Source organism: Rickettsia tamurae (assembly GCF_000751075.1).
GTDB lineage: Bacteria > Pseudomonadota > Alphaproteobacteria > Rickettsiales > Rickettsiaceae > Rickettsia > Rickettsia tamurae.
The window spans coordinates 41,352-67,744 of sequence record NZ_CCMG01000026.1; the positions used below are offsets into that span (position 1 = coordinate 41,352).

Consider the following 26,393-nt stretch of genomic DNA (forward strand, 5'->3'; position numbering starts at 1 on the left):
TAGGTTATAGAATAAGATGGGAATAAAGGGATTTCCAATCTTGAAGAGAAAGCTTGGCGGCAGACTTCAAGATTGGATGATTAAGCAAATAATCATACTGATAATGGCAATTTTCATGCCTTTTTCAGTATCTGCAAATATTACATGTCAGGGAAGATTTGTCAATCCCATAACGGATATATGCTGGTCTTGCATATTACCTATTTCTATCGGAAGCATAAATATTGGTAAGGGGATAGCTCCTAAAAAGAGAGATACTAAGAATCCAAGTAGTCCTATTTGTATGTGCACCAAGGCAAATATTCCAACGCCTGGAATATCGATAGGTTTTTGGGAGCCGGTGCGTTTAGTAGATGTGACAAGGACGCCATATTGTATGACTAATTTAGGCGGTGTATCTCTTGGTAGCGATAATAAAAAAATAAGTAGTTTTAATAGGAGTTATGAAAGTAGCAGCTATAGACATGATAGTTTCTATCATGTGCATTACTACGCTTATCCATTAATTTACTGGTTAGAGTTAATAACCGATTTCATGTGCTTAGAAAAAGGTAGCTTTGATGTTGCTTATATGTCGGAGTTTGATGTGACTTGGAACGATCCAAAACTACAAAGTTTATTAAATCCTGAGGCTATTTTATTCGGTAATCCCGTAGCACAAGCGGCATGCAGTATGGACTGCTCTGCTGCAACTCTTAAATTACCGATAGATAGCATGTTTTGGTGCGGAGGTTGTCTTGGCAATATGTATCCTTTTAGCGGAGCAAATGCGGATCATGAGGGCGGAGTGCAATCTAGTAGTTTACTGACTTTAAGAGTTCTTGCAAAGCAGCATAGATTAGGTTTAGCAGATGTAACTTCAACAAGTAGCTCTAAGGTAAACGGAGCGCTATGCCGCAAGTCTAAAAATTTAAAGATTAAAAAGAGCCAGTACAAGCTACAGATGGTGAATCCGAAAGCAACAACTGGTGGTAAGGATATTGGTTGCTGGCCCGTTGGTCTTACTGATACTGCCTATAGTAGCTTTCGTGAATATCCGTATAAAGGGCAAGATTTTGGTTATTTAATTTGGAGGAAAAAGAATTGCTGCGCACTCTAATTTTAATGATTTTATCCGTTTATTGCACGTCCAGTCTCGGGAGTGTTTGGGAGGTATCTAAAGAAGATATAGAGTTTGCTGAAAAACTCCAAACGCAATTACAAAACACGATAAATAAGGGACTAAAGGACAAATATCAAGAATTTGAGCAAGTATCTAAAAAGCTAGGATCTACAAAGCATGAAACTTTAGGTGCTGCAGATGTAGTAGATACACTAGGCGAGGCAGAAGAGGGCGACACAAAACTTAGAATCTTTGTAAGTAGCTCTATGAGCTTAAATTTACTACGTAGCTATTACAAGGAAGCACAAAGATATGGGGGGTATTTAGTATTTAACGGTCTACCTAAGGGGAGCTTTCAGGAATTATTAAGGCTTGCCCAAGAAATAGTTGAAGGTAACGACATCGGCGGTCTTGAGCTTGATGATGAAGCATTTAAATCTTTTAAAGCTCAGCAAGTGCCGGTGATAGTACTAAGCAGAGAAGCGGAGAATTTGTTTGACGCAGAAGATGCTGCTACTAGGTACGACTCTATACAATGCTGTATTAATGCTGTTATGGGTAGCTATGCAAATTATGACCAATATTGCTTTTGCTCAATATTTAGATGAGCAGTTAGAGACCAACATCAATAAAGTTGATCCATTATTTGAGCGAAGCGTACCAAACCTAGAAGAGTTTAAAGCAACGGTAGAGCAAGATCAAAAGGCAATAGCAGAGCAAATTGGTCAGAATAAGATGCCTCCTATTTCAGGCAAGATCGCACATGAGAGAGCAAGATTGGAAAGTTTGGATGTATTAGAATTAGATAGCATTGCAAGAAGGGAAATGGCAAAAGACCCATTTCACAATGAAATGTTCGTGGATTTAAGTAGACCGGGCATGCAGGCACATTTAGAGGATGCGAAGAAAATAGCAAAAGGCAGCTCTAAGATGATAGGGAACATCATAGCAAATCTTAGGGATATAGGAGTGGATTGTAAGACGGTTAAAGGAAATATTGAGAGAGATCCTGAATATTTCATGGAACTTAAGCAAGAAGTATATAGTACAAGACAAGATACTATCTATGACCAACATTTCTGCGAAAGACTTAGAAACATTTACAATTGCAGTGATGTACTGCACTTAAAATGCTTAAAGGAGGAGAGGCAATGGCAACCTTGGCAGGAGAGAGCAATTGATATATCAGGTGAGGAAATATGCAGAAATCACCATCACTTTCTGAGTCAAGGGGCTTTGTACAAGAAGGACAGAAGGGGACGAAAAACAAAGAAATATTTCTATATGAATATGAGGCAGGATCATTCTGTGCAGCATCAATTAAGGTCGATCATAGCATCAAAAATAGGATCGGAGCTTGAGCAAATTAATGAAAATATAGGCATTAATCCTATAGGTAGTGGTGGTGTTAGTGAGTGCCAAAGATATGAAGTTAAGTGGGATGTATATCATTTCAAATACCAGTACCGAGATTGGAAGAATATTTGTACCGCGTGGAGTGAAGTATGGTATGAGCATTGCAGGTTAAAGAATTAGGTAATGATGAAATATAGCATAATTTTTGCTGGATATTTAATTACATCTACGGCATGTGTGGCTAATGACAGCTTTAAATCAAATTACCCATGTCGAGACATCCAAAAAGAATGCATATCAAGTGGTACAAGGACAATTGATGGATATGAAGTATATAGGGATTGCTGGGAGTATTCAGTTGAGAAAGTGTGTGATTATCCAAGCAAGGATGATTGCAGTAAATATTCGCATTGCTATTTCGTCTCTACTTTGGAGTGTTTACTTACTGATTCTCTAGGTAATTGCGTTAATAGGAAAGAGGAATATTCCTGTAAAAGATGGACCCCGATAGTTAAAGAAAGCACAAAAGCAAGAGTAAGACTGCAGGAGAAAGAAGGGCAGGAAGGGATAATTTGCGAAGGGATTCCGTGTATTGACGGTAACTGCGTAGATCATATAACCAATGGCGAGATGATGGATTCTATATCTAAATTATATGCGGTAAGTCAGATGAAAGCAGGGGATGGTGTAAATATTAGTCTTTTTAAAGGAAGTAGTGATCATTGCAGTAAAAAAGCGACAAGTTACACCAATTGCTGCTCGGCTAGTTTAAAAGGTTGGGGCAGTAATGTCGGGGCAAAATGCAGTAAAAACGAGCAGCTACTTATAGAGAAGCGAAAAAAGAATTTATGTGTTTATGTAGGCAAGGAAAGCAATAAAAAGGTCGGCGTCACAACTCTTGTAAAACACCATTATTGTTGCTTTGGCAATCTGCTTGACAAGGTGGTGCAAGTGCAAGCAAGAAAGCAGTTAGGTCTTAGTTTTGGTAGCGGGAAAAATCCGGATTGTCGGGGGTTAACGCTTGAAGAGATAGAAAGAATTAACTGGGATGAGATTGATTTTACGGAATTCATTGAGGATTTAAAGGTTAAATTCTTTAGCAAATATAAAATGCCAGGAGGCGATGATTTAAAAGAGAGAATTAATAATAGTTTACCTGATATCAGGGAATTTGATGGCAACACACAAAATCAAGATAACAATGCAAGCGGGTGGAGAGTAGGAGAAGAGTAATGAAATGCAGCATAATTAAGAATTTAGTAGTTGTTTTTCTCATTTGCACGCAGGCGAGCGTTGCTGCAGCTAATGGATTTTTTCATCAAAGATATAGAGGCTGGTTATGGTTCGAAGAACGTGAACAACAAAGAATAAATGAGGAACAACAGCAAGAATTAGAGAAAATACAAAAACAAGAACAAGAAAGAGCTAAAGCAAGGTCGGAGGTAGAGGCGTTTAGCAAAGAGTTAGATGACCTAAAATATATGATGATTAGATATCCTGAAAATCTTGATCATGTATATGCCTATAAAAAGAAAGAAGCTGAGATGTTAGATAGTGCATTAAAATTAGATCATTCATATAGGCTTGTGAATTTACTACATCCAAACGACGTAAATCACAAAGAAAATCCAGTAAATTTATACGGTCGCAAAATCCATCAGCAAGAAGAGCAAAAGGCAAAAGAAGAGAAAATAGCTGCGCTTGCACACAATATAGAATTGTTTTTTGTCTTTAGTAGCGATTGTCCTTATAGCACGCAGGCAGCACCTGTTGTTCACGGGTTTGCACAAAAATACAAAATAGAGACAGAGGCACTTAGTACTAATGGTGAGAAATCACAATATTTTAAAACACATTTTAATCAGGAGCTAATAAATATGCTTGGAATAGAGTCAGTACCTAGTTTGATTTTGGTCACCAAAGACGGCAAGACTAGATTTGAGATCGCAAGAGGAGCGGTATCTTTCAGTGAGCTTGAAGAAAAAATGCTTCTTGCTCATGAAATATTAAAAGATCAAGAGCTAAAGTCGCAGCGTGCAGTAGAGCAAGAAGAAAATAGCAGAGTGAGGTTTAAGAATGATTAGCAATAGTTCATACAAAATGAATCTAATACGTAAAACAGTAAGGAAAGCAAATATCTTACTACATGCTTTACTGATTCTTGCACTGCTGCAGTCAGCTTCAGCATATGCCGGCATTGAAACCTTAATGAAAAGCGTAATGCCATCAGGGACATTATCAAATAATAGTAGAGCTGCTCTAATTAAGGATCAGTTGGGAGGGCATCTAGTAGGCGGCTCTATGATTGTAAAAACGCCCGGTATTGATGATATATCACTAGGGCACTTTACTCCGCCAACTTGCAAATTAGGAGGTCTTCCTTGTAATGCTCATTTTGACTTAAGAATGGGAGCATTCTCATATATCAGTAGCAAGGAGATGATGGAGAGTATGAAGCAAATGGCACAGAATGCTTCAGTATATGGCGGTATTATGCTCGTTAAAACTATGTGTCCGCAATGTGAGAATTTAATGACATGGATGGAAGGGGTAGGACGCAATGTTAGTGACATATTAAATGTAAATTGCGAGCGTATGATGGCACCAATCACCGGTACTATGGATAAGCTTGCTAAATCTGCTGAGGCAAAGCGTCAGGCAGATTTATACTTAAGCGGCAACTCTAAAGATTCTGCAGAAATAGTACAAAGAGCCAAAAAAGATAGCGATACTGACCCAGCAGAAAATAATCCGGAGCTTAGAACTCAGTTAGGCGAGAATTTCAATTTAGTTTGGAAGGCTTTGAGCAAAACGACATCTCAAACTGGCACTACTGAGCTTAAAGAGTTGCTGATGAGTATATCCGGCACAATCGTCATCCAAAAAGGCTTGCCGCCCAAAGTATATAGCTCTCTTGCCGAGCAAGAACTGATAGAGCAATATATGGGAGTAAGTGGCAAGAGCTCAGGTCAGATTACTTTATACGCCTGCGATGAGACAAAATACTGCTTAAATCCAACTAAGCAGCAAAAAACCTTTGCAAGTAGTGATACGCTGCATTCCAAATTATCCAAACTAATCGAATCAATCACGATAAAAATCGAGCAAGATAAAGAAAATCCAGGTCTCACTGAAGAAGAAATGGATTTAATCGATCTCTCGAGTTTGCCGCTGATCTCTAAAATAGAGATGGATCTAGCGATCTATAAGTCTAGTCAGAATATCAGTGTTAAGAGTCATGATTTCATAACGCATTTATGCTACGACGTTGTGACCTCACATCTTGCTAAATTACTAAAAAAAAACCTCGGACGCAGTAGAGGAATTATCATATGTACAAATCTCTGATACGGGGATATTTGAGCAATTTGCAAATAATACAAGGGAGATTATGCGAAGTATTTCGCGTGCCAAATCAGACGCTTATAAGCGATATGATTTAATTGGTCAAATGAAAGCACGACTTCGTCAAGATGAGAGTTATTTTCAAACTCAGTTTGAAGAATATGACCAAGATAGCAAATTAGCGGAATAATAAAATAAATAAAGATTAATTATTGAGATAAGAGGCAGTCATGAATTTAACTATCCATACATACGGCTATATTGATGCGATGTATAACACATTACAAGCTATCGCAATGTTTCATCAAAGTGATGCTTACCTATATTTGGTGCAAGGAGTGTGGTTTTGCATGGGATGTTTTTACGCTGTGCAGCTTGCAGGAAGTACGCATCTTGGGCAATTCAAGTCTCATATTTATAGAGTGCTTGGTATTTGCATCATTGTTAACGGATTGTTACTGCCATCAACGCATATGGTTATTAAAGATCATATTTCCAAAGATACCGCAAAAGTAGATCATATACCTCTTGCTTTTGCTGTCCCTGTTGGAATTCTAGAAGAGTTTGGCTACATCATAACAAGAGGCTTTGAGCAAGCTTTTAGACCATTTAGTAATCAAAAATTTGATTATTTTAATTATGGTCTGCTTTTTGGGCAGAGATTAAAGCAGGAAGTTAAAAACGTACGGATTAAAGATCCAGTAAACGTCAATAACATGCGTGAATTTGTTAAAAGATGCGTAGTGCTACCTGCAATGATTGGCTACAGCTTCACGAAAGAAGAATTATTTGCAACAGATAATATTTGGAAGTTATTGAAAGAAAAAGCAGGTGGCTTAAGAAGAGTCAAGTTATTCGAGCCAAAAACGCGTCAATATGAATCGATGACCTGCAAAGAGGCGGTAGCATATCTCGAGCGACATTTATTCCCGCAAGAGGAGGAAAGAATATTAGTAAAATTCGCAAGTAGAAGCTTTAATCAAGCAAATGACAGTGGAACGTATTTCAATTATGACGGGAAAGGACATTTAAAAAAACCTAATTTAGAAGCAAGTTTATACTTGAAACATTATTTTAAAAATAACATTAAGAAAGCTTATGGGGTCGGTAGTGCCGAAGATTTGTTAAAGCAGCAAATGAATGATTAATGCAATATCAAACTTCAGAAGTGGCTCATATGCAGTTGCAAGAGCTCGCATGCAGCATGAGAGCAGCAGCTTAATCGGGAGTGATATGGCAAGTATTTATCTGCCATTAATGCTTGTGGTATTTAAATGCATTGTCTATGGGGCGTTCATCTTTGTTGTCCCGATGATTTTAATGAGCGGCGGATTTACTAAATATATGACATATCTGGTAATTATTGTATCGCTGCAGCTATGGCCGGCGTTAAATGCAATCCTTAATATGATTATGGAAACTTATAGTGACTTTTCTGAAGGATCAAGGCAGGTAATGAGTTACGCAGCTGTTTCTACAATGTACAAAAAAATAGATACGATAGTTACTATTGCCGCGTCACTGCAGATGTTAGTACCATTTTTATCGTTTTGGTTAACAAAGCTTGGAGGTGACGGCATCATGCATTTAGCAGGTAATATAGTTGGAGGCGTGCAATCTGTATCAGGAGGCGTTGGATCAGAAGTCGCAACTAACAACAAAAACTTTGATAATTACAGTAGTGGTAATCAGCAATACGGCAACACAAGTGCCAATAAAGTAGATACCAGCATGCAGTACTTTGATGGTACTAATAGAGCTCAATATGCAGATGGCACAGGTGAGTTTATTACGCAATCAGGTGAGCAAGTATTCTCAGGTGGTAGTGGTCAAACTTCTTCTACTGGTGAAGCACGTTATATCGCGGGTGAAGGTATAATTGCAAGTCATGAGGCAGGCATCAGAAATGAGCAGCAATTAATGTCAGGAGAGCAAGCAAGCTTGTCGACAGTACAAGAACAATTGGTTGCTCAAGAAGCTTCGGCATTGCACTCTATTATGCAAAATACAAAAACTGATACTGGTTATAACATCGATACTTCTACTGACTACGGTAAGGAATTACAGAAAACATTACAAGAGATCGATAAGTTAGACAGCTCTAATAATTATGGTTGGGAGCAGAATGCTAAAGCCTACACACAAGCACAAGCAAGTGCTGGAATACCAAGTGCGTTAACAGCAGGGATACTTTCTGCTCAAGTAACAGCTGGTGGGGAACTATCAGCTAGCAACACCAGTTCTCAATCCGATATGCAATCTAGAAGTCTTTCGGAAGAAAATGCAACTCATGCAAAGCAAGGTATTTCCGAGCGTACTAATAATGCTGAGAGTTTCTTAGAAAGTTTAGGGGTTGATAAAAATACGCAAGATTCAATAAGAGAATCTTATCAACAAGCAGAAAGACTAGAAAATTCAATTAGCACTCATAAGAACAATATAGATAGTCATAATCAAGGTATTAATCATACACGCAGTAACTCTGCGAATTTTGATAAAGATATGTATCAAGATGTATTAAATGCTTATCAAAATAGGTATGGGGGAACAGCAATAGAAGCACAAAGAGAGGTAGCAGCAGGAACGTATAGGGCAAGAGCAGTCTTTAGAGATATAAGCGGTTCTGCAGCACAAAGAAATTTACAAGAGATACAAGGAGTAGGCAGTAATATAGCAAGTTCTAATAATGTAGATAATTTTGTTCAAAATCACCAGCTAGATAATAATATTGGCAGCAAAAGAGATGAATTTGCAAGAGATCATGGTATTAGAACAGATGCAGAAGTGATAAGCGGAGAAATCACAACTAAAGGAGATAATCTTAAAGCCCAACATGATACAAGATACAATGATAACCTTAGTCAATATGACGATTCTCATCAACACATAAGTGATCAACAATATGCAAAACAGCTACAAATTAATCAATATGAAGAGGATAGAATTGGTAAAGGAAAATTTGGAACTGTTTTTGGTGCTACGGATGGAGTAGGTAGACCATCAAGTCATAATCCAGACAGTCATAATAAAAAGCAGCATGAACCTAAGAAACAACAAGTAGTCGCTCAATATACGGATCCACATAAACCATTTGATAAAGATGAAGCACAAGCTTTGATGGATTCCGTTAGTAAGAACAAGGATCAAGGGTGAGGACGTCGAGTGAGTGCAACATTAACGATCGCGATAATAAATATTACCGGGACGGTAAGAATATAATGTGCTGTTACGCCAACCAATATCAGTGTTGTTCAGCGTAGAACTATGTAAATGGTTAAAGTTATTAGCACTTTCTTTAACATTTGCCATGACAGACCAAACTTTACGGTTAAATAAAATAGAAATAGGACAGTTTTTAAATATGAAGAATAAAGTAGGAATAGCAAACAATGATGGAATAGCAATAAGAGCTGAAATAGGATCAGACACCTTATATTTATCTAACAGAAGACATATTAAAGCAAATGATCCGATGGTACTAACAATAACAAAAAAAGCCATAGGTAGATCTTTTGGTACCTTTAACTCCCGATCTTCACTATTTACAAAAATATTTTCCTTAACAAAGGTAACCTTGGAACGGGACCATACTACTAGTGGAACTCCAATTAATGTAATTAAGAACACTGCAAGTGCCAAGTATGAGAAACCTTGTTCTGAGTTAGCTTTAGGAGCAAGTAAGAAAGATACTAAAGTGCCAGCAGACATACCAAACCAAAAGATAAGATTCCAAAAATTATCCTTGCTGATAGGTTTTTTAAAAATACTATATTGTTTTTTACTACTGCTCATATCATACCTAAAAGTTAAACATCATACATATATCTTACCTTGTTTAGTGCGACCGTGCAAATTAATACGGTACTTTTTAGCATATTTTTTAATTACTTTAGGCACTCATGCTTGTTTTGCATCTGATATGCCACAGCTAATACAGAAAATAGAAAAGGAGCATGAAATTCCAAGTGGTTTACTTGCTGCTATTGCAAGCGTTGAGTCAGGTTTAAAACCTTATGCAATCGGTGTGTCCGGTAAATCTGTTAAAGCGAGTTCTAAAGAAGAAGCAAAACAAATCATCAAGCAGTATTTAGCCAAAGGCATCACTAATATTGATATAGGCATCATGCAGATTAACTGGCGATGGCATGCTAAAGAGTTTGATCAAGATTTAGATGATATGCTCAATCCCTTGCAAAATATCATGTACGCAGCACAACTACTTAAATCATTACACGAAAAGCATCAAAGTTGGCAGAAGGCAGTAAGATACTATCATTCTGCAAAGGATGAACATCACCGTAAATACTCAAAAGCGGTATTAGTATCATGGTTAAAACAAAATTAAAAATAAATTAGTAACATATAAATTGCTTTTTTCATAAAAAAGTGTAATAAATAAATTACACTTAAAGTAAGGTTAATATGAAATGGAAATGGTCATTTAGAAAATTAATGTGTGAGCAACTAAAACAACAACTAAAACCTTTTGATAATATCACCATACCGGCGGAAGGGTGGATTAAAACAATAAGGCAAGCAATGGGGATGACAGCGTTACAATTAGCAAAAAGAAGTAATCTTAGCAGACCAAGAATTTTACGTATAGAAAAAGATGAAACGTTAAAACATGTGACATTAAGCACTTTAGAGAAGGTAGCAGAAGGGCTCGGTTGTAGAGTAGTATATGCTTTAGTCCCGCAAAAAGACTTATTAACTGCAATAGATCAGCAAGCAGAACAATATATTACAAATCAATTGCACTCTATATCTCATTCTATGTTACTCGAAGATCAGAAAGTACTTGATAATATGCAGAAAAAGCAAAAAGAAATTCTTAAAGAAGAAGTACTAAAAAATAATATAAAAGACATTTGGCAATGAAATTTGATTACCCAGAGGGGGCGACTCCTTTAAATGCTGATGAGGTTCATAACCTAATACCTAGACATTTAACAACTCAACATGAATTAAATGAATGGGAACAATTTAATATTGTACAGGCAGAACAGTGGCTTTTTAGACGAAAAAGGAAGGATATATATTCATTAGAATTTGCCCAAAAGCTTCATCACAAGATGTTTGATCAAACTTGGAAATGGGCAGGTGAATTCAGGAAAACACAGACAAATATAGGTGTACATAGTGTATATATCGCACAGGAATTAAAAAAGCTGTTTGGAGATGTTTGTTATTGGAAAGATCACAATGTGTATTCCATACGCGAGATCGCTGTAAGATTACATCATAGGTTAGTGTTCATTCATCCTTTTCCCAATGGTAACGGAAGGTTCTCGAGGTTATTTGCAGATTTTGTAGCAATTAGCAATAATCAACCGCGATTTGGTTGGGGTAAGGGTTCACTAACGCAAGATGGTGTAGTTAGAAAACTATATATAGAAGCACTAAAAGAAGCTGATAATTTTGATTATAAAAAACTTATAGAATTTGCAGATAGTTAGGAAAATAGGTACTAAAATGTTAGATGATTACACCAGAGGCGGACAAATATTCATCCATAAAGTAAGGATGTTTAGGCAGGTTATTGGAGTGTCAACATTTTGGTCTTTTGTCATTGCAGCTTTGTTAGTCGTTTTCTTAACTCTGCCACAATATAAAGCAATTAATATATTTGCTGCTAAAACATATATGCGAGCATCTTTTGTAGATTTTATTTGGGATATTACACCTAAAATATCTGAAGATTCAAAGAGACGTAAGCCAAGGATCGATATATATGATCTATCTATAGATAAGGCATCAAGGAGTGTTAAAGTCACAACTATCTTAAATACGCCAAAATACAAGCAAGCCTATATGATGCTTAAAGATTATATAGCAAGTATCCTTTTCCTTGCTGCAGGTAGTACAGTCTTTTTAGTGTTTCTAGTGTTTATGATATGGAGCAAGTTTGGTAAGACTGCAAGGGCAACAAAGCATATCAGCGGCAGCACAATTAAAACCGCCTCAGAAGTAAGAAAATATCTCAAAAAACATAATTTAATAGGTAAGTTTCACATCGGTGACATGCCTTTAATCAAGAACACAGAAACTAGACATTTCTTAGTTACAGGTAGTACTGGTAGCGGTAAAACGAATCTCATTAATACATTACTGCCCCAAGTAAGAGATGCAAAACATCCAGCTATCGTAGTAGATCAGACCGGCGAGATGATAGAGCAATATTATGATCCAAATAGAGGCGATATCATATTTAATCCATTAGATGCTCGTTCTCATTCATGGGACTTTTGGCAAGATGCAACATCTAATAACGTAGCAATAGGCGAGGTAGATCCAAGACTTGAGAAATTTGCTAAAGTTCTTTTTTCTTTCGATAAACGGAGTACTGGAGGTGGCAATGATCAGTTTTGGCAAAATAGTAGTGAGATACTATTTACCTCATGTGTTGAGAGTTTAATCAAGAAAGATTGCCGTACTATTACTGCTCTTAAAAAGATACTTACTAAAGTAAATAGGCAGGATTTAGCAAATTTACTACAAGGGACAAGAGCAGCTAGATATTTTTCCAAAAATAATACTACTACTGCAGAATCTATTTTGTCTGTCATGACTACCTCGGTAAGACCAATTTGTCTGCTGCAAGATAGCAAGCAGCAATTTTCTTTAAAGCAGTATTTTCAAAATATTGAAAAAGGTAGTAATAGCTGGCTTTTCTTATCGAGTAGTCCGTCGCAACGGGAAGTGACTTTACCGCTGCTTGCCTGCATCTTAGAACTTGCAGTCTCTTATTTAATCGAGTCAGGCATTAACGAGCAAAGACGTATATGGTTTGTAATAGATGAGCTGGCAAGTCTTGGTCGGCTTAATTCTCTTTCAACATTACTTGCAGAATCACGTAAATATGGTGGTTGCGTGATGGCAGCCACCCAGTCTTTAAACCAACTCTTTGACAAATATGGTCATTATGCAGGCAGTACTTTGTTTGATCAGTTTGCTACTAAATTCATGTTTAGAAGTACCGATCCAAGTACTGCTCGTTTAATTACTGATATATTTGGCAATTAGAGTATGCATCGCAGCAAAAAAATACCTCATATGGAGCTCACGAACATAGAGACGGCGTCTCATATACAGAGCAAGAAAAAAGAAAATCCTTAATCACAACAAATGATATAGCAAGCCTTAAGGATCTAGAATGTTTTGTAGGTCTTCCTGAACCCCAAATACGGATAACAAAGCTACAACTTACACCAGCACAAGTAGAACGCAAAAACAAAGGCTATATTCCTTTGTCGTTGTCTGAAGAAGCGGCATTAGAGCAAGCATTAAAAGAAAAAGTACCAAGCCATGATAGCGATACTGAAAATACCCCACTAGGTTCTATGGCAAGTACAGATCACGATATTAATGATGATATTAATGAAATATCTGATGCAGAGTCAGAAGCAGAACTAGAGGATACACGCCCAAGAAAAATCGTTTTCAAATTAACCTGAAACTTCAATATTAACACTAAAAATGAGGAATCAATATGAAAAAAGAATCAAATAATCAAAACCAAGATTTAGAAGAAAAACAAAATATATTAGAGATATCGGAAAATACTAGCAATGCAACCAATAGTGCAGAATCATCACAATTAGCCACTCCTCTCAATGTAGAACCGAGTATTGATGACGACGCAGTGAACAAATTAAAGAATCAATTGAGTTTTTCTACTAAAGCACTGGAAAAGCAGCAGCAAGAATTGAGCAAAGTGTTATCTAGTAGCGCAGAACAACTTAATGATGCAGTCAAAACGTTTGACAAAACTATTACTGCCCAAAAAAATCAGTATGAGATACTACAAAATGAAGTTGGAGTTTTAATTGTATTACCGGAAAAAACAAAAGAAGCAGTAACAAATATCATACCGGATGTTGCAAAAGAACTGGATAAAATCCAAAAAGAATATACAAAATCATTGCATGACTCATATAGTACTATCATCAGTGGCTACGCAGAGGAAATACAGAAATACAAAACAGAAATAGATCAAGTAAGTCACGGTTTAACATCTCATATCACAAAACATATAAGTTCAGTAGATCAAAAACTAGATGAATATAGTAAAAAACTATCTGCTAGTGCTGCTTATGTTGTCGAGTGCAGTAATTATTCTTTTTTAAAGAATATGTGCCTAGTGGTGTTATTTTCGGCAATAGTAGCAGGAGGTACTGCATATTTAGTAACTACTAAATTTCCAAGATATTTGACTGTCACAGGAGCAAATAACGTTACAATACAAGATTGTGATGTCAGTGTTTTGGGAAAAGCTAAAGATCCTGACAATCTGATGGATAAAATGACAAAAAAGAAATAGATTTAAAAGACTCGCAAAACTGATATAATGGTTATTAATTTAGGATTAAAATATATTATGAAACATAAATTATATAAAACTTTTCTTACGGTAGCATTTGTATTATTTTCATTCCAAACAATTGCTGGTAAGAATCAAGCTGCTCTAGAAAAGCAGGGTGATTCCTCATACATTAATATATCTGTTACTGAACAAATGGATGTACAGGAAGATTTACTAATATCCAGTATACGTATAGAAGAGGAGGGCGTAGATCCAAAATCTGTACAAAATGCGGTTAATCTTTCAATGGCGGCAGCAATAAAAATAGCCAAACAACCGGATATTAACGTCTCTACAGGACAATATAATATATATCAATATGATGAAGAACAAAATACCAGTAATAAAGAGAAACGGTTAAAGAAAAAGAAGTGGCGTGGCAGTCAAGTATTATCATTACAAAGTAGAACACCTGAAGCATTATTATCAGTAATCGGACAATTACAAAATGAAGGCTTATTAATACAAAATCTGAATTATACATTATCTAATGATAAGAGAGATGCTATAAGAAACTCTATGATTGAATCTGCTATTGCAAAACTAAAGCAACAAGCTACGAGAGTTGCAAAAGCTCTTGGTCAAGAATATAGTAGATTTACTATGATAAATATTGATACTGGATTAGGTGCGCGACCTCCAATAGCGATGTACAGAAATGCAGCACCTGCTTTAGGTATGATGTCTGACGCCGCTGTGATACCATCTGCAGAGCCGGGTACAAGCACAGTATCGATCACTGTATCCGCAACTGCATTGCTTAAATAGAGTAATGCAATTTATCTAATACTAAATTAGAATACATTGTAGAATATTAAATAAATCAAGAAGAACATGCGTCAAATTAGTTTCATTTTGCTCACAAGCATTTTATGCATATCATGCAATACCACAAGAATTGTTAAAATCCTTGAAATTAATAAATCTGCATTTCAATATGAATCTATAGATTATCAATGTGAAAATGGCAGAAATTTAAATGTACAGTATTTGAATAATGATATTAATAATATTGCATTAATAAACTTAGATAATAATGTCATTATATTCAGCAATGTTGTTGCAGGTAGTGGCGTACGTTATGCTGCACAACAATATATATGGCATACAAAAATTGATTATGGTATTCTAAGTGATGAGATATCTAATACTAATTTAGTATGTCATCAACAGAAGTTAAAAACTAATAAGTAGATATAACCATTAGTGAAACAGCGATAATAGTGCATTAATACACCATTGCATATATCTTGCAATAATATTATCTCCTGTTAAAGGTAAAAACACTATAATATACAATAATATACCAGAACAAAACCAAGTGAGTTTCTGTGCAAACTCTTGATTCTTATGAATAATACTGCTCATATAGAGGATGCTACCATCTAATGGAGGTATAGGGATTAAGTTAAAGAAACACAGTACTAAGTTCACTACTAATATATATCCCAGTATATTATTGAAATAAGTTATAGAGTAAACCTGAAATATTCTAAGAATCAAAAAGATTAATGCAGCTAATAAGAAATTAGATAAAGGTCCAGCAAGACCTACAAGTATCATATCGCGTTTAGGTTTTTTGAAATATACAGGATTGTAAAGGACTGGTTTTGCAAATCCGAACATCGGCATACCAGTCAGGTATAGTCCTATTGGTAGTAATATACCGATTAATGAGATGTGTTTTAATGGGTTAGGAGAGAATCTACCCATATTTTTAGCTGTTGGATCACCAAGGTAATAAGCAGTGCGTGCATGAGCTATTTCATGTATTACCAACGAAAACACAAAAATAGCAACATAAACAAAAAAATTTAAGATATTCATAGTTATATAGTAGTTCAGACTTGCTTAAGTTAGTTGTTTGCCATAAAACAAACAACTCTGATTTTATTCTTTGTGGTAATCATATATGAAATCTCAATCATCTCAAGCCATACAGCATTCTGAAGTCTCGAATGTAAAAGCAAGTAGTAATATTAGTTACAAGAAAAGACGTGAGGAATTAAATGAGCTAGTAAAGCGTCATATAGAAGTGAAGAAGCAAGCTCACAAGAACAAAGGATAACGTTTATAGGATCTAAACGGATTATTGAGAGCCTGAAAGCTTATTAATTTCCTGAATCGATATCCCTGTAACTTTAGAGATAAAAGCGATATCGGAGCCAGCATTAAGCATATTTTTAGCTACTTCATATTTCCCTTTAGCTTCTCCAATCTGCATGCCTTCGCTTCTACCAATCTGCATGCCTTCGCTTCTACCAATCTGCATGCCTTGAGCAATACCTTCATCAATATATTTATCAGCAATAGTTCTCATAAGTCCCTCTTGTTCTTCCTTTTTTAAGTGTTTTGCTATGATCTTAGCTAACTCTACTTGTTTATCTTCAGATACCTTAGCATCACTATACCATAATAACCACTTAATGTAAATGTAGCCATTTTCCTTATCTATTTCAATACTACTTTCAAACTTCTCAAGTAGACTTTGCCATAGATTTAAGATATCACGAGCCTTGATATGTTTAAGCATATACTCCATCATACCAAGATGCTTCTTTTGTTCTATCTCATTATCACTTTGTTTTTGTAAGTCTACAAGTAAATACTCGCCGCCCATTATTTCCTTAGCAGTCTTGCAATCTTCAAATAACTCCCAAAAGCTCCTTGGAGCATTATAAGGCTTATCATTTGCATATACTACTATAGGACATATTAGCGGGAGCTTATTATCTTTTTCTTCTGCACTATTACTTTTATTTTTATTGGTGTCCTTATGCCTTTCGCATAACAGCAGCATATATTGCCAAAGTCTAAAGGCAATCCAGTAATCGCTACTAGATTGATGCTCTATAAGCACGTATACGTACGCTTTGTCATTATTAGCGCTTTCAGCAGTACTATCTTTAATATTATCATTTTTTAAAGAAACAGAGTACACGACATCGCTGAGTCTCTTTCTTAAGTCTTCAGTAACAAAACTTTCCTTTTCTATTTTGACACTATTTAAGTTAATTTTATTCTTAAATGTCACTGGCAAATAATGCTCTAGAAACTCACGAGCAGCTACAGGCTCGCTCATGACCTTTTTAAATAGCTCATCATGCCTTGGTCTCTCAGAAGTGTTGCTACCATCCGAGTCTACTTGTTCATGGTTACGATTTCTTTCTTGAGTATCAGATTCACTTAATGCTACAGAATCTTTTGGTATGTTTTTGTTATTCATTGATATTACTGATTATTTTTTATTAGTAATACATCCTAATACTACAGTATTATTACCATATTTATTATTAATTTTATCTAAACATTCTGTCAGAGATGTATTTCTTTTTTTCTGCTTATCCTCCATCATATCTCCAAAACTTAACTGATTATCAAGCTCTGTTAAACTTGTAAGAGCAATAGATATTTATGCGGTAATAATTTATTATTATTTTCTATATAAGGATTTATTAGATCCTGCCATCCTTGAACAAATATTTTAGAAATCGATATATTATCCGATAACTTTGCTACCTTAATACTTTTCTTTAACGTTTGCCTATCTGTAGTTTGAATAGTTATTATAATTCGTGACGCTTGAAGCTTTTTTGCTCTTAATCTATAAGTCGCTTTCTGTAATAAACTTAAAGCCACTATTCGGGCTGATTCAACATTACGTAAGTTTGGAGCAAGTACCTGACTATGACCTATTGTATTACTTGCTGTACTCTCATTAGATAAATCATAACCACGCAATAAATACCATAGCTTTGCACCAACAATACTACCCCATTTTTTCTTGAGTTCTTGTTGTGAGCACTTGTATAACTGCCCAATTGTTTGGATTCCATAACCTCGAAGTCTACTATATGTACTTTTGCCTACTCCTGGTAGATCATTCAGATGTAACCCCAACAATCTCTCCGGTATATCTTCGGGACATATTACTACTAAACCATTTGGTTTTTGCATATTAGACGCTATTTTTGCTAAATAGCGGTTAGGAGCTATACCTATCGAACATCCTATACATTCACCAACATTACTTCTGATCGATTGTTTTATCAGGTTTGCTATATTAATAGCATTACCCTGATTACATAACTCTCCTGTAAGTCTGCATGCTGCCTCATCGATTGATAATATCTTATCTACATGTAAATGTTTCTCTACCTCTGCAAATATGGCTTTATGATATTTTGTATATTCCTCATGTTTAGATACAACGCACACTAGCTCAGGATATATCCTTTTTGCCTCAAATATTTTAGTGCCAGTACTAATACCAAGTTTCTTTGCTTCATAACTGACAGCAATAGCACTGGTACTATCAGACAGATTAGCTACTACTGCTATGGGCTTACCTCTAAGCGTATGATCTAATTGTTGCTCTATTGTTGCAAAATAACTATTCATATCTATATAGAGCCAATTTAATCGCTCCACTTTAGGTAAATTAATCATATTAAGTACATACTTAATTTTATACTACACTTCACAAAAACTGATGGTACCGCAAATCCTTAAAATCTCATCGTCATTGTATGTTCTAACTCTCTTTCTAGACGTAGCTCTTTAACTTCTGCCTTTACCTTTGCAAAGGTGGTAGCTATTTGCTTCTCATCTACAAAGCTAGGCATATTATTTTGCATCTCATGCTTCATATATTTAAGCGGGCATGTATATTTCTTAGTGCCTACCATTACATGCTCATCATCTAATAGCTGTTTAATATTCTCATTATGATGATTCATATAATGTTTCTCACATGTTTTACTTAAATTCTTAAGCGCGTTTCGACTATAATTAGAGTTAAATTGATTGAGTATATCTTGATCATTTAATATACCATGTTTCTTAGCATATACTACCATATTATGCATATTTGTAATTAGCGTGTCTTGCTCTATAGTCTTAGCATTTGAGATCGCAGATAATATACTACTATCATACTTCTCTGCATATTTAAGCTTGCCATCAAGAGACTTAAAGAACTCATGCTCACGGCTAATTGCAGTTAACATTTCATCGGTAGTTTTGGCATCTACTTTATCTTGTCTGATCTGCTGATGCTGAGTTTCTAACTGATGACGCTCTAAACTGCTATCAAAATGCTTATAAGTCTCTTCTAAGTCCTTACTATCTTTCAGCTCTGCTAATATGTCTTGCGTACTAAGCACACCATGCTGTTCTACTGCTGCTACTACATCTTTTAATTTAGGTAAAAGTTCTTGTTCCTTGTATTCAAGAGCTTGTTCCACTAGATCCACAAATTTATAATTAAATGTTGTATATTTAATATTGCCATTTTGTGCTATAAAGAACTTTTGATCCTTCTCTAAAGCTACAAATATTTCGGCTACTGTTTTTGCTGCCAATATCTCATGTTTGATTTGCTCCGTATGTGTTACTAAGGTCTTGCGTTCTGTTTCTCTTTCAATATCGGCGAGTCTTGTCTGTTCTAGGCGTTTTTGACGCTCCGCATAAACCTTATGGCTAGTAGCAACTTGCTCGTATGATCTTTGCTCCCAAGCTTTAAGCGTGCAATGTTCTTCATATACTGAATTTGCAATCTTGTTTTTGTCAGTAGCATCTAGTGCGTATCTATTACTATACTCTGAGATAGTACTATACAAATCTCGTGCTATCTCTTTGTGGTGACTATAAGGTAAATCATTGATATTCATGCCAAGCTGAGCTGAATGTAGGATAGATACATCACGCACTATATTTTTGTATAACGTTACTTTTTCGTGTGATTCGCCAAAGTTTTTTACCATCAGTTCCAAATAATCTCTGTATACTGCATTTGTACCTGCGATACCGCTATATTCTAGTGCTTTTTTCTCATATAGATTTTGTGTATCATCTATTAACTTAGCTCTTCGCTCTATAGTTTCAATATCAGGAGTATTATTGCTACTTAAACCCTTGATACTGCCACTTAAACGCTCGTCACGCATCGCAAGACTAGTTAATATATCTTGATACATTGGTGAGTCATATTTTAAATAGTCATGTGCAACTCCTCCCTTGTCTGTTGCCTCTAAATATTTAACATAATTACTTGATTCTTCTGAACTAAAGAAAGTAGCAGCTTTAAACTCATTAGCACTTAAGCTTGTGATTTTCTTAAGCTTAACTATCTTGCCTTTAAATACTTCCTGCCAAATATTACGCTCAACTAACTGCTGCGAAGCATCTGAAGCATTAGTACTCTGTAGTACGTTCTGTATTTGCTGAATATCTAAATGAGCAGCTCTTACATTTTCAATTGCCTCTTTAACATTTGCAATTGTCATACCATCAGGCAATTTGTCTGCTAAATCCCATTTCTCAGGCAATAAGTCTTTGTGTATGCTACCATTAAACTTCAATTGAGCCGGATCAACAATACTGACAAAACCTATATGATCATTTGCTTTGTTTAGCTTATCTTTAATCACCTCTGCAGCTTTAAAGCCTGGCTGATCATTATCGGGCCATATTATTACATCCCGCCACTGAAGCTGACTCCAATTGACTCTATCTGTAGCGTTACTGCCGCCCATCCACGATACTACAGCGTAATCAGGAAGTATTTTAGATGCAGCTAAAGCGGCTTTTTCCCCCTCTACTATCAATATAGGTTTACTGCAGGTAGCAGCTTTCTCTATGCCAAAGATAGGTTTATCACCTTTATCAGTAAATCCTTTACAACGCCAACTATACTCTTCTTTTGCAGCATTGTAGCAGTAGGTGACAGGTAGCGTTTGTTTCTTTCCGTCTTCTTTGCCTACAAAACGCACTACATAGCCAAGTAACTTGTCATCAGCATCTTTGTAAGCGTATACCGCCTCTAATGTGTTATGCTGCATCATGCCTTTTAGATGCTTATTTGGATCAAAGATATCCGCATTATTGATTTTGTCTTGAGCAACTATCCACTGATTTGCCATTTGGAGCTTGTCTTGCTCTACCCCTTGTTCTTTATTGGCTCTACTAGATGCAAGATGAGCACGGTAATCATAACTATTTGATTCTGTCCTTAGCTGTGCAAGTTCAGCAACAATCTCAAGTGATTGACGTTTGCTAACGCTTGCTCCTTCTTGTACAAAACCAAAGATATTACCGCCCTTCCCGCTGCTGTGACGTATCCACGTACCTTTGCTTAGATTCATGCTAAGACTTCCCATACTAATCTCAGAGCCGCTTCTCTTTATAGCTCCTACACCGCCTCTAATAGATGCCGCATATTGCCTAAATATTCTCTCTATATCGCTACTGGTCAGAGCGTTCTGTACCTTGTCAAAACGAAGTACCGGCTCTTTTGTGCGAGTAGGCTCTCTTCTACGACTCGTACCTTCGCCAGTATTTGACAGGGTATTAGTTTTAGAATTAGTGATTACGGATTGTACATCCTCTTGTTCTACTACTGCTCTATCCGGTTCATTAATCCTTGTATATTGCTCATTTTGGTTATTATAGTACTCGCAAAGCAAATCCTGTACTTCATCACTCTCAATTAAAGACTTGAAGCTGTTAATATTTAAGCCGCTACCTGCCTGCATTGTCTTTAAACTACCTAAGAACTTCTCTTCTGCTTTACTTGCTTTTAAAGAGGCAAGAACATTTAACTCTTCTTGCAGAACTACTATTTTCTGCTCTTGCTCTTTTATTAAATCATTATCCTTAATTTCACTGAGCCTTGCCATACTATCCTCATATTTTAGAAGCTGCTGCCCTAGTTTACCTACCTGCTCTATAGATTTACGACGGCTAGAGCTTACTCCAAATATCATGCCAATACCAATGCCAGCGAGCTTGCCAAGCATTGATGGATTAGACTGAACACGTGAGATTAATTCTTTTACATCTATATTAGAGTTAGCTGCTTTAACTGCCTCCCACTTCGCGATGATTTCTTCTCCTTCCTGCTCGTAAATACGTCCTAAATAATGAGGAAATAATGTTTGAACAAAATTACCGGTAACTTGTTCCTCTTGCTTAAGATCACTTAAAACCTTCTGACCTTCAGCTAAACCACATCTTTTAAGCTCTATTAATTCTTTATTATCCCAATTATAGTTATCAATACCGGCAATATAGCTATTTACTAAGCTCATTAGCTTGCTATTTGTTAAGGCACTAGAATCATGCTGGTCATTACTTATTACATCCCTTGCAAGCTTAATAAGACTTATGTATGAACTACAGCTATTTAAACTACTATGCGTAGATATGTCCTTTAGATAATATTTATATGTGTCATAGCCGGCATGTTTGCGTAGCGTCTCATAGTTAATATTTAATTGGATAGTCCTCTCGCCCATTAATACAGAGCTACTGTTCAGATTAATATTTTCTTGAATTAGTGCAAGCCTAGTTGATATTCTTCCGGCTATTTCCTCTAATTTCTCTTCGTGCTTTACCGATTGCTCTTGTACTATCGCAATCTGCTCTTCTAACTGAGTTTTCCGCTCCTCTAACTTGCTAAAATTCTTCTCTCTTATTAAGGATCTAGCTTCTACTTTGTTCTCAGCTATTAATTTGCTGATATCTCTCTTTTCAAGAATTAAACGCTTAAATTCATCTGCATTCTCAGTATCAATTACGCTAGAGTAGCTATCACAAATAACTGAAGCATAATCTCTTAAAACATCTTTTTCTAATTTTAGTTCCTCAAAAATCTCTTTAAGATTTTCGTAAGGCTGCTCGTTTAAACAAATAGCGATGATTTTGCTTTGATGTTTGCTATCAAGCTCCTTGAAGTTAATGCACGCCTTACCATCAATATATGTGATACCTTTTGTTGCTTTTGGCTCTAGGCTATCTTGTTTACTGCTGTGTACATTCTCTGATTTTTCCTCTTTTGCTTCTTTTAAAATATTTTCAATAACGTATTTAAAGCTATCCTCGCTAGTGCTAAGAGCAATACTGTATGGATCAATCTTTAAATCTTTGATGTTTAAATCTAATTCAAAATCAATAGCAGCACTTGTATCGTCTAATTTGATACTCTTTAAATTAGTAGCCTGACTTAGAATTTTGCTATGTAATCTTGTAATATTACCAGTAGCCTCGATATCTCTCTTCCATTCACGCATCTTACCGTGGCACTCAAAGACTCGTGATCTTGCTTCTAAATACTCCTTGATGATTACCTTATTACCATCTAATGTGCCACCCTTGCCATAGTCTATTGCAAAGCTATTATTTGCTCTTCTGCTAACTGCAAGCGTTAAGCCAATTAGCCAGTTAGGTATTTCTTCCTTTACTTGAACTGTATATTCTTTCCCTGCAGAATTAATACGCGTCTCATCTCGCATCTTATAGCTGTTAATCTTAAACTGATTCCTAACTTTCTCTACGTCACTATCAAGACGCTGATACACTATATTTTCTAACTCTTTAGCGGACGCATGAAGCTTAACTTCCTGTCTATGACGTGACATTAATACTAAAGATGCCTCATAACCAATAGAGCGGTCAAAATATACATGCATGCGGTCCACCGTCTCGCCTTGCAATTTGTAACCAGTTAATGCGTATCCGTGATTTAGCTTAATCCTCCGCTTATTATTTGCAGCGTCAGAAGCAGTATCAATATTTATTATATCCTTTGATCCATCTGCCTTATGTACTAATATTTTAAGTAATCCGTCGCCATCACTCTCGCCTTTACTACTCGCACCACCACTAAACGATTTAACCGAAGGCTTGATTGACAATATTGTTCCAACTTCTCCATTACTAATACCGTATCTCAAACTATTCTCTTCAAATACAACCTGATCGCCTTTCATCAGCGGTAGCATTCTGCCACCACTGTTAATTAATACTTCAGCTCCCTTTAACACTCCGCTATGCTTGAGCTCCGATCTTACACTGCTGTTAAATTCAGCTACCTTCTCATTCGTATACGCTCCAATTGCTATACTTCTAATAGCTATTAAATCATCTCGTTTAAGACTCTCCATCTGCTCAGTATATTCTTTAGCAAATGATGCAACTAAGCTAGTTTTAGCCTCTTCTTCGTTATCCTTGATGTTAAAGACATCTAGTTTTCTATATATCTCGATAGCTTCCTGCATTGCAAAGCGTCCCATAGCTCTCGTCGCCTGCCTATACTCTTCTCTTTCCTGTCTTCTAACTTCGGTGAGCTTAACTCCTCCTGCAATTTTACGAGCTTTGTTGAACGCTCCAGTCATGCCAACAGCTGTAAACTGGTTATTATCTCCAACAAGTACTAGCTTTGCCTTAGCCCTTAGAGCCTCATGGGCTAAATAGTCCATATTAGCAAGCTCTATCATGCTTGCCTCATCAACGATCAATACAGTCTTACTATCAAGCACATCAGAACGTAAAAAGTTCAATACAGAGTCACAACCAATAGATTTTAAATATTCCTCCTCCTCATAATATTTACTGCTTAAATCTATTTTAAAGTCTCCTCCTCTTGATTCTTCTATTTTCTTACGAAGCAAACTCGTATTATCGGCGATGATGCCAGCATTACGACTTAAGACCTTAGCAGATACACTGCTTGGACCAGTACCTACTACCTTAAAGCCAGCTGCTTTGTACTGACGCACTATCTCTCTCATCACGAAAGTCTTACCAGCTCCAGGATTTCCTTCAAGTACGCTAATATCAGAGCCATTACAGACCGATAAGATCGCTTCTATCTGCTCAGTACTGAACTCATGAGTCTTACTGCCAAAGACATTAAGCTTGAAACCTAAACCACTTCCTATCTTATCATTAAATTTATTTTGTAGGTTTGCTCCTACTACATTTACTAAGTCACCTATTTGTTCTTTAAGACTGTTTCTCTCTCCAATAGTGCTATCTAAAATATTCAGCTTATGTTCGCCCCGAACATTTAACTCCTCTATAGCAGACACATAACGACGTTCTAAATTTACTCTTGATTTTAAGGAATACAGGATTCTTCCCATCAAATCTTTCTGATCCATCAACTCTATCTTGTCAGATACAAGTAGCTGATTGTAAAGTCTTAAAAACTCCTCTCCATATTCCTTGTTTAAGTGTTCGATAGCTGGGTTATTAGTGCTACTAGCTACTGGATTATTACTTACGCTTTTTGATGCATTTTCACTACTGTCTTGCTCCTGAATGATCTCTTTACCAAACTCTCTAATAACCTCGTGCTCCTTCGCAATATCACTGCTTTTTGATACTAAATGCACCATTAAAGCATCTGATAATGCTATAGCAATATCCTCTTTAGTAAACACTGGCTTTGTATATGAAATACGACCAAATACTATTTCAGGATTCTCATATATCTTCTTTGCATTCTCAGCTATGATCTCTTTGTTTTTTGCCTCAAGCTCCGTAGCCTTCATATAATGAGCAGGCCCTTTATGACGCATCGGTTTTTGATCTATGCCAAGTGTCTTATATGACTTAGCAGTTATCCTAAAAGGCAAACCTGCTTCCTCATATACTTTGTTAATTTCGACCTCGCATTGATTTCTAAAATCATACATTGCCTTAATAGTAAATAGATCTCTTGCTTTAACCTTACTAAGTATTACTTTGCCATTCTCTAAACGCTCCAATCTTCTTGTTAAATGCTGTAAATGCATATGTGGATTATTCAAATTATCGTAGTGAATATTAACATCGCATACTATACCTCGTGCTACTAAATTCTTGTTTACATATTCTTCTACTAATTTAATATTTTCTTCCCTACTAACTTCACGCGGCAAAGCAAAACAAATTTTTTCAGCAGTTCTAGAATCATCCCTTGTTTCTCTTGCTTCTGCCGTGTTCCATAACTGATTTCTATCTTGCAACCATGCAGCGTCTTCAAAGCCTTCAGGAACAAATATCTTGCTATATACTACTCCTTGCTTTTTTATGAAATCATAAGTAATACTAATAACCTCACCACTTTCTTTATCAATAGTTTTGTATACTAACTTCGAAGCAGAAATATATGCAGCAGCAGCGACTGCATTTTGTCCTTTACTTCTTTGTACTGGGGTTTTATCAAAATAATATGCTGCCATTTATTACTTTAGCTTTTCTAATTATTGTTTTACAGATATTTTACTACTCACTGAGCGCATGGCATTTTGTGTCAACAAAATGCGAAGATGCGCTTACGAGAACCTTACTACTACATCATACTTTATCATCTTTTGCAACTTATTTTTACCTGTGTGCTACTAAAGGGTTTTAAGGGGGCTGACTGCCCCCTTAAATGATCCCCCGTAATATCTGTAA

General features: G+C 36.1%; 23 protein-coding genes and 1 pseudogene. 19 read left to right on the plus strand and 5 right to left on the minus strand.

All coding sequences use genetic code 11. The features are described from left to right. Window positions 1-76: 76 nt before the first annotated feature. From traU to MB29_RS07495, 9 genes are read left to right on the plus strand one after another with little or no spacing between them, the layout of a single operon-like run. On the plus strand, window positions 77-1,099 hold the full coding sequence (traU, locus tag MB29_RS07455; RefSeq protein WP_215426299.1) for a conjugal transfer pilus assembly protein TraU: 1,023 nt from the start codon (window positions 77-79) through the stop codon (window positions 1,097-1,099). Next, window positions 1,084-1,710 (plus strand): TrbC family F-type conjugative pilus assembly protein, encoded by a 627-nt coding sequence (locus tag MB29_RS07460; protein ID WP_233419030.1) that lies wholly within the window; start codon window positions 1,084-1,086, stop codon window positions 1,708-1,710. The genes traU and MB29_RS07460 overlap by 16 nt, the downstream gene beginning before the upstream one ends. Continuing rightward, the gene (locus tag MB29_RS07465; protein WP_233419031.1) at window positions 1,649-2,638 is read left to right on the plus strand and encodes a hypothetical protein; all 990 of its coding nucleotides are present in this window, start codon (window positions 1,649-1,651) and stop codon (window positions 2,636-2,638) included. Before MB29_RS07460 ends, MB29_RS07465 begins: the two co-directional genes overlap by 62 nt. A gap of 6 nt (window positions 2,639-2,644) precedes the next feature. Continuing rightward, window positions 2,645-3,691, plus strand: coding sequence for a conjugal transfer protein TraN (gene traN, locus MB29_RS07475; protein WP_233419032.1), 1,047 nt, complete (start codon window positions 2,645-2,647; stop codon window positions 3,689-3,691). Then, entirely contained in the window at window positions 3,691-4,542 is an 852-nt protein-coding gene (gene traF, locus MB29_RS07480) for a conjugal transfer protein TraF (protein ID WP_032139703.1), read from the plus strand. The genes traN and traF overlap by 1 nt, the downstream gene beginning before the upstream one ends. Then, window positions 4,535-5,806, plus strand: a complete 1,272-nt coding sequence (locus MB29_RS07485; RefSeq protein ID WP_032139704.1) for a conjugal transfer protein TraH — start codon at window positions 4,535-4,537, stop codon at window positions 5,804-5,806. Before traF ends, MB29_RS07485 begins: the two co-directional genes overlap by 8 nt. Window positions 5,807-5,849: 43 nt before the next feature. Next, window positions 5,850-5,993, plus strand: a complete 144-nt coding sequence (locus MB29_RS12020; RefSeq protein ID WP_158460531.1) for a hypothetical protein — start codon at window positions 5,850-5,852, stop codon at window positions 5,991-5,993. 40 nt (window positions 5,994-6,033) lie between these two features. Further along, a complete protein-coding gene (locus tag MB29_RS13535) occupies window positions 6,034-6,951 on the plus strand; it encodes a conjugal transfer protein TraG N-terminal domain-containing protein (protein ID WP_084687023.1) in 918 nt (305 codons plus the stop codon). Beyond that, window positions 6,944-8,956 (plus strand): conjugal transfer protein TraG N-terminal domain-containing protein, encoded by a 2,013-nt coding sequence (locus MB29_RS07495; protein ID WP_032139706.1) that lies wholly within the window; start codon window positions 6,944-6,946, stop codon window positions 8,954-8,956. Before MB29_RS13535 ends, MB29_RS07495 begins: the two co-directional genes overlap by 8 nt. Window positions 8,957-8,977: 21 nt before the next feature. Here MB29_RS07495 and MB29_RS07500 read toward each other — a convergent pair whose 3' ends face one another. Next, window positions 8,978-9,595 carry a hypothetical protein gene (locus MB29_RS07500; protein ID WP_032139707.1) on the minus strand — a complete coding sequence of 206 codons (618 nt, stop codon included), beginning with the start codon at window positions 9,593-9,595 and terminating at the stop codon, window positions 8,978-8,980. 127 nt (window positions 9,596-9,722) lie between these two features. On the opposite strand from MB29_RS07500, the gene MB29_RS09285 reads away from it, so the two are divergent. The 9 genes and pseudogenes from MB29_RS09285 to MB29_RS07540 all read left to right on the plus strand — a co-directional run bounded on the left by MB29_RS09285 (window position 9,723) and on the right by MB29_RS07540 (window position 15,362). Beyond that, on the plus strand, window positions 9,723-10,148 hold the full coding sequence (locus MB29_RS09285) for a transglycosylase SLT domain-containing protein (RefSeq protein ID WP_084687042.1): 426 nt from the start codon (window positions 9,723-9,725) through the stop codon (window positions 10,146-10,148). A 77-nt stretch (window positions 10,149-10,225) separates the two neighbouring features. Further along, window positions 10,226-10,684: a mobile mystery protein A gene (locus MB29_RS07510; protein WP_051965348.1), complete on the plus strand. Its 459-nt coding sequence runs from the start codon at window positions 10,226-10,228 to the stop codon at window positions 10,682-10,684. Next, window positions 10,681-11,262, plus strand: a complete 582-nt coding sequence (locus MB29_RS07515) for a mobile mystery protein B (protein ID WP_032139708.1) — start codon at window positions 10,681-10,683, stop codon at window positions 11,260-11,262. Before MB29_RS07510 ends, MB29_RS07515 begins: the two co-directional genes overlap by 4 nt. 16 nt (window positions 11,263-11,278) lie before the next feature. Continuing rightward, a complete protein-coding gene (locus MB29_RS13540) occupies window positions 11,279-12,829 on the plus strand; it encodes a type IV secretion system DNA-binding domain-containing protein (protein WP_032139709.1) in 1,551 nt (516 codons plus the stop codon). Beyond that, window positions 12,817-12,939: pseudogene (locus MB29_RS13545) on the plus strand (hypothetical protein); the annotation flags it as partial. The gene MB29_RS13540 and the pseudogene MB29_RS13545, both read left to right, overlap by 13 nt. A gap of 114 nt (window positions 12,940-13,053) precedes the next feature. After that, window positions 13,054-13,260 (plus strand): hypothetical protein, encoded by a 207-nt coding sequence (locus MB29_RS13230; protein WP_233419035.1) that lies wholly within the window; start codon window positions 13,054-13,056, stop codon window positions 13,258-13,260. Between the two features lie 35 nt (window positions 13,261-13,295). Further along, complete coding sequence (locus tag MB29_RS13235; RefSeq protein WP_032139711.1) at window positions 13,296-14,126, plus strand: hypothetical protein; 831 nt, start codon at window positions 13,296-13,298, stop codon at window positions 14,124-14,126. A gap of 57 nt (window positions 14,127-14,183) precedes the next feature. Continuing rightward, window positions 14,184-14,936: an SIMPL domain-containing protein gene (locus MB29_RS07535; protein WP_215426294.1), complete on the plus strand. Its 753-nt coding sequence runs from the start codon at window positions 14,184-14,186 to the stop codon at window positions 14,934-14,936. A gap of 87 nt (window positions 14,937-15,023) precedes the next feature. Next, entirely contained in the window at window positions 15,024-15,362 is a 339-nt protein-coding gene (locus MB29_RS07540) for an MliC family protein (RefSeq protein WP_198005292.1), read from the plus strand. A 9-nt stretch (window positions 15,363-15,371) separates the two neighbouring features. Here MB29_RS07540 and MB29_RS07545 read toward each other — a convergent pair whose 3' ends face one another. Next, a complete protein-coding gene (locus MB29_RS07545; RefSeq protein WP_032139712.1) occupies window positions 15,372-15,995 on the minus strand; it encodes a site-2 protease family protein in 624 nt (207 codons plus the stop codon). A gap of 85 nt (window positions 15,996-16,080) precedes the next feature. Here MB29_RS07545 and MB29_RS12035 point away from each other — a divergent pair, with 85 nt between their 5' ends. After that, a complete protein-coding gene (locus MB29_RS12035) occupies window positions 16,081-16,236 on the plus strand; it encodes a hypothetical protein (protein WP_172616186.1) in 156 nt (51 codons plus the stop codon). A 21-nt stretch (window positions 16,237-16,257) separates the two neighbouring features. Here MB29_RS12035 and MB29_RS07550 read toward each other — a convergent pair whose 3' ends face one another. From MB29_RS07550 to MB29_RS10885, 3 genes are all read right to left on the minus strand, one after another. Beyond that, entirely contained in the window at window positions 16,258-17,394 is a 1,137-nt protein-coding gene (locus MB29_RS07550) for an Rpn family recombination-promoting nuclease/putative transposase (protein ID WP_032139713.1), read from the minus strand. A gap of 161 nt (window positions 17,395-17,555) precedes the next feature. After that, a complete protein-coding gene (locus MB29_RS07555) occupies window positions 17,556-18,617 on the minus strand; it encodes a DNA polymerase Y family protein (protein WP_010424140.1) in 1,062 nt (353 codons plus the stop codon). 59 nt (window positions 18,618-18,676) lie between these two features. Continuing rightward, complete coding sequence (locus MB29_RS10885; protein ID WP_084687025.1) at window positions 18,677-26,176, minus strand: MobA/MobL family protein; 7,500 nt, start codon at window positions 26,174-26,176, stop codon at window positions 18,677-18,679. Between the last annotated feature and the right edge of the window lie 217 nt (window positions 26,177-26,393).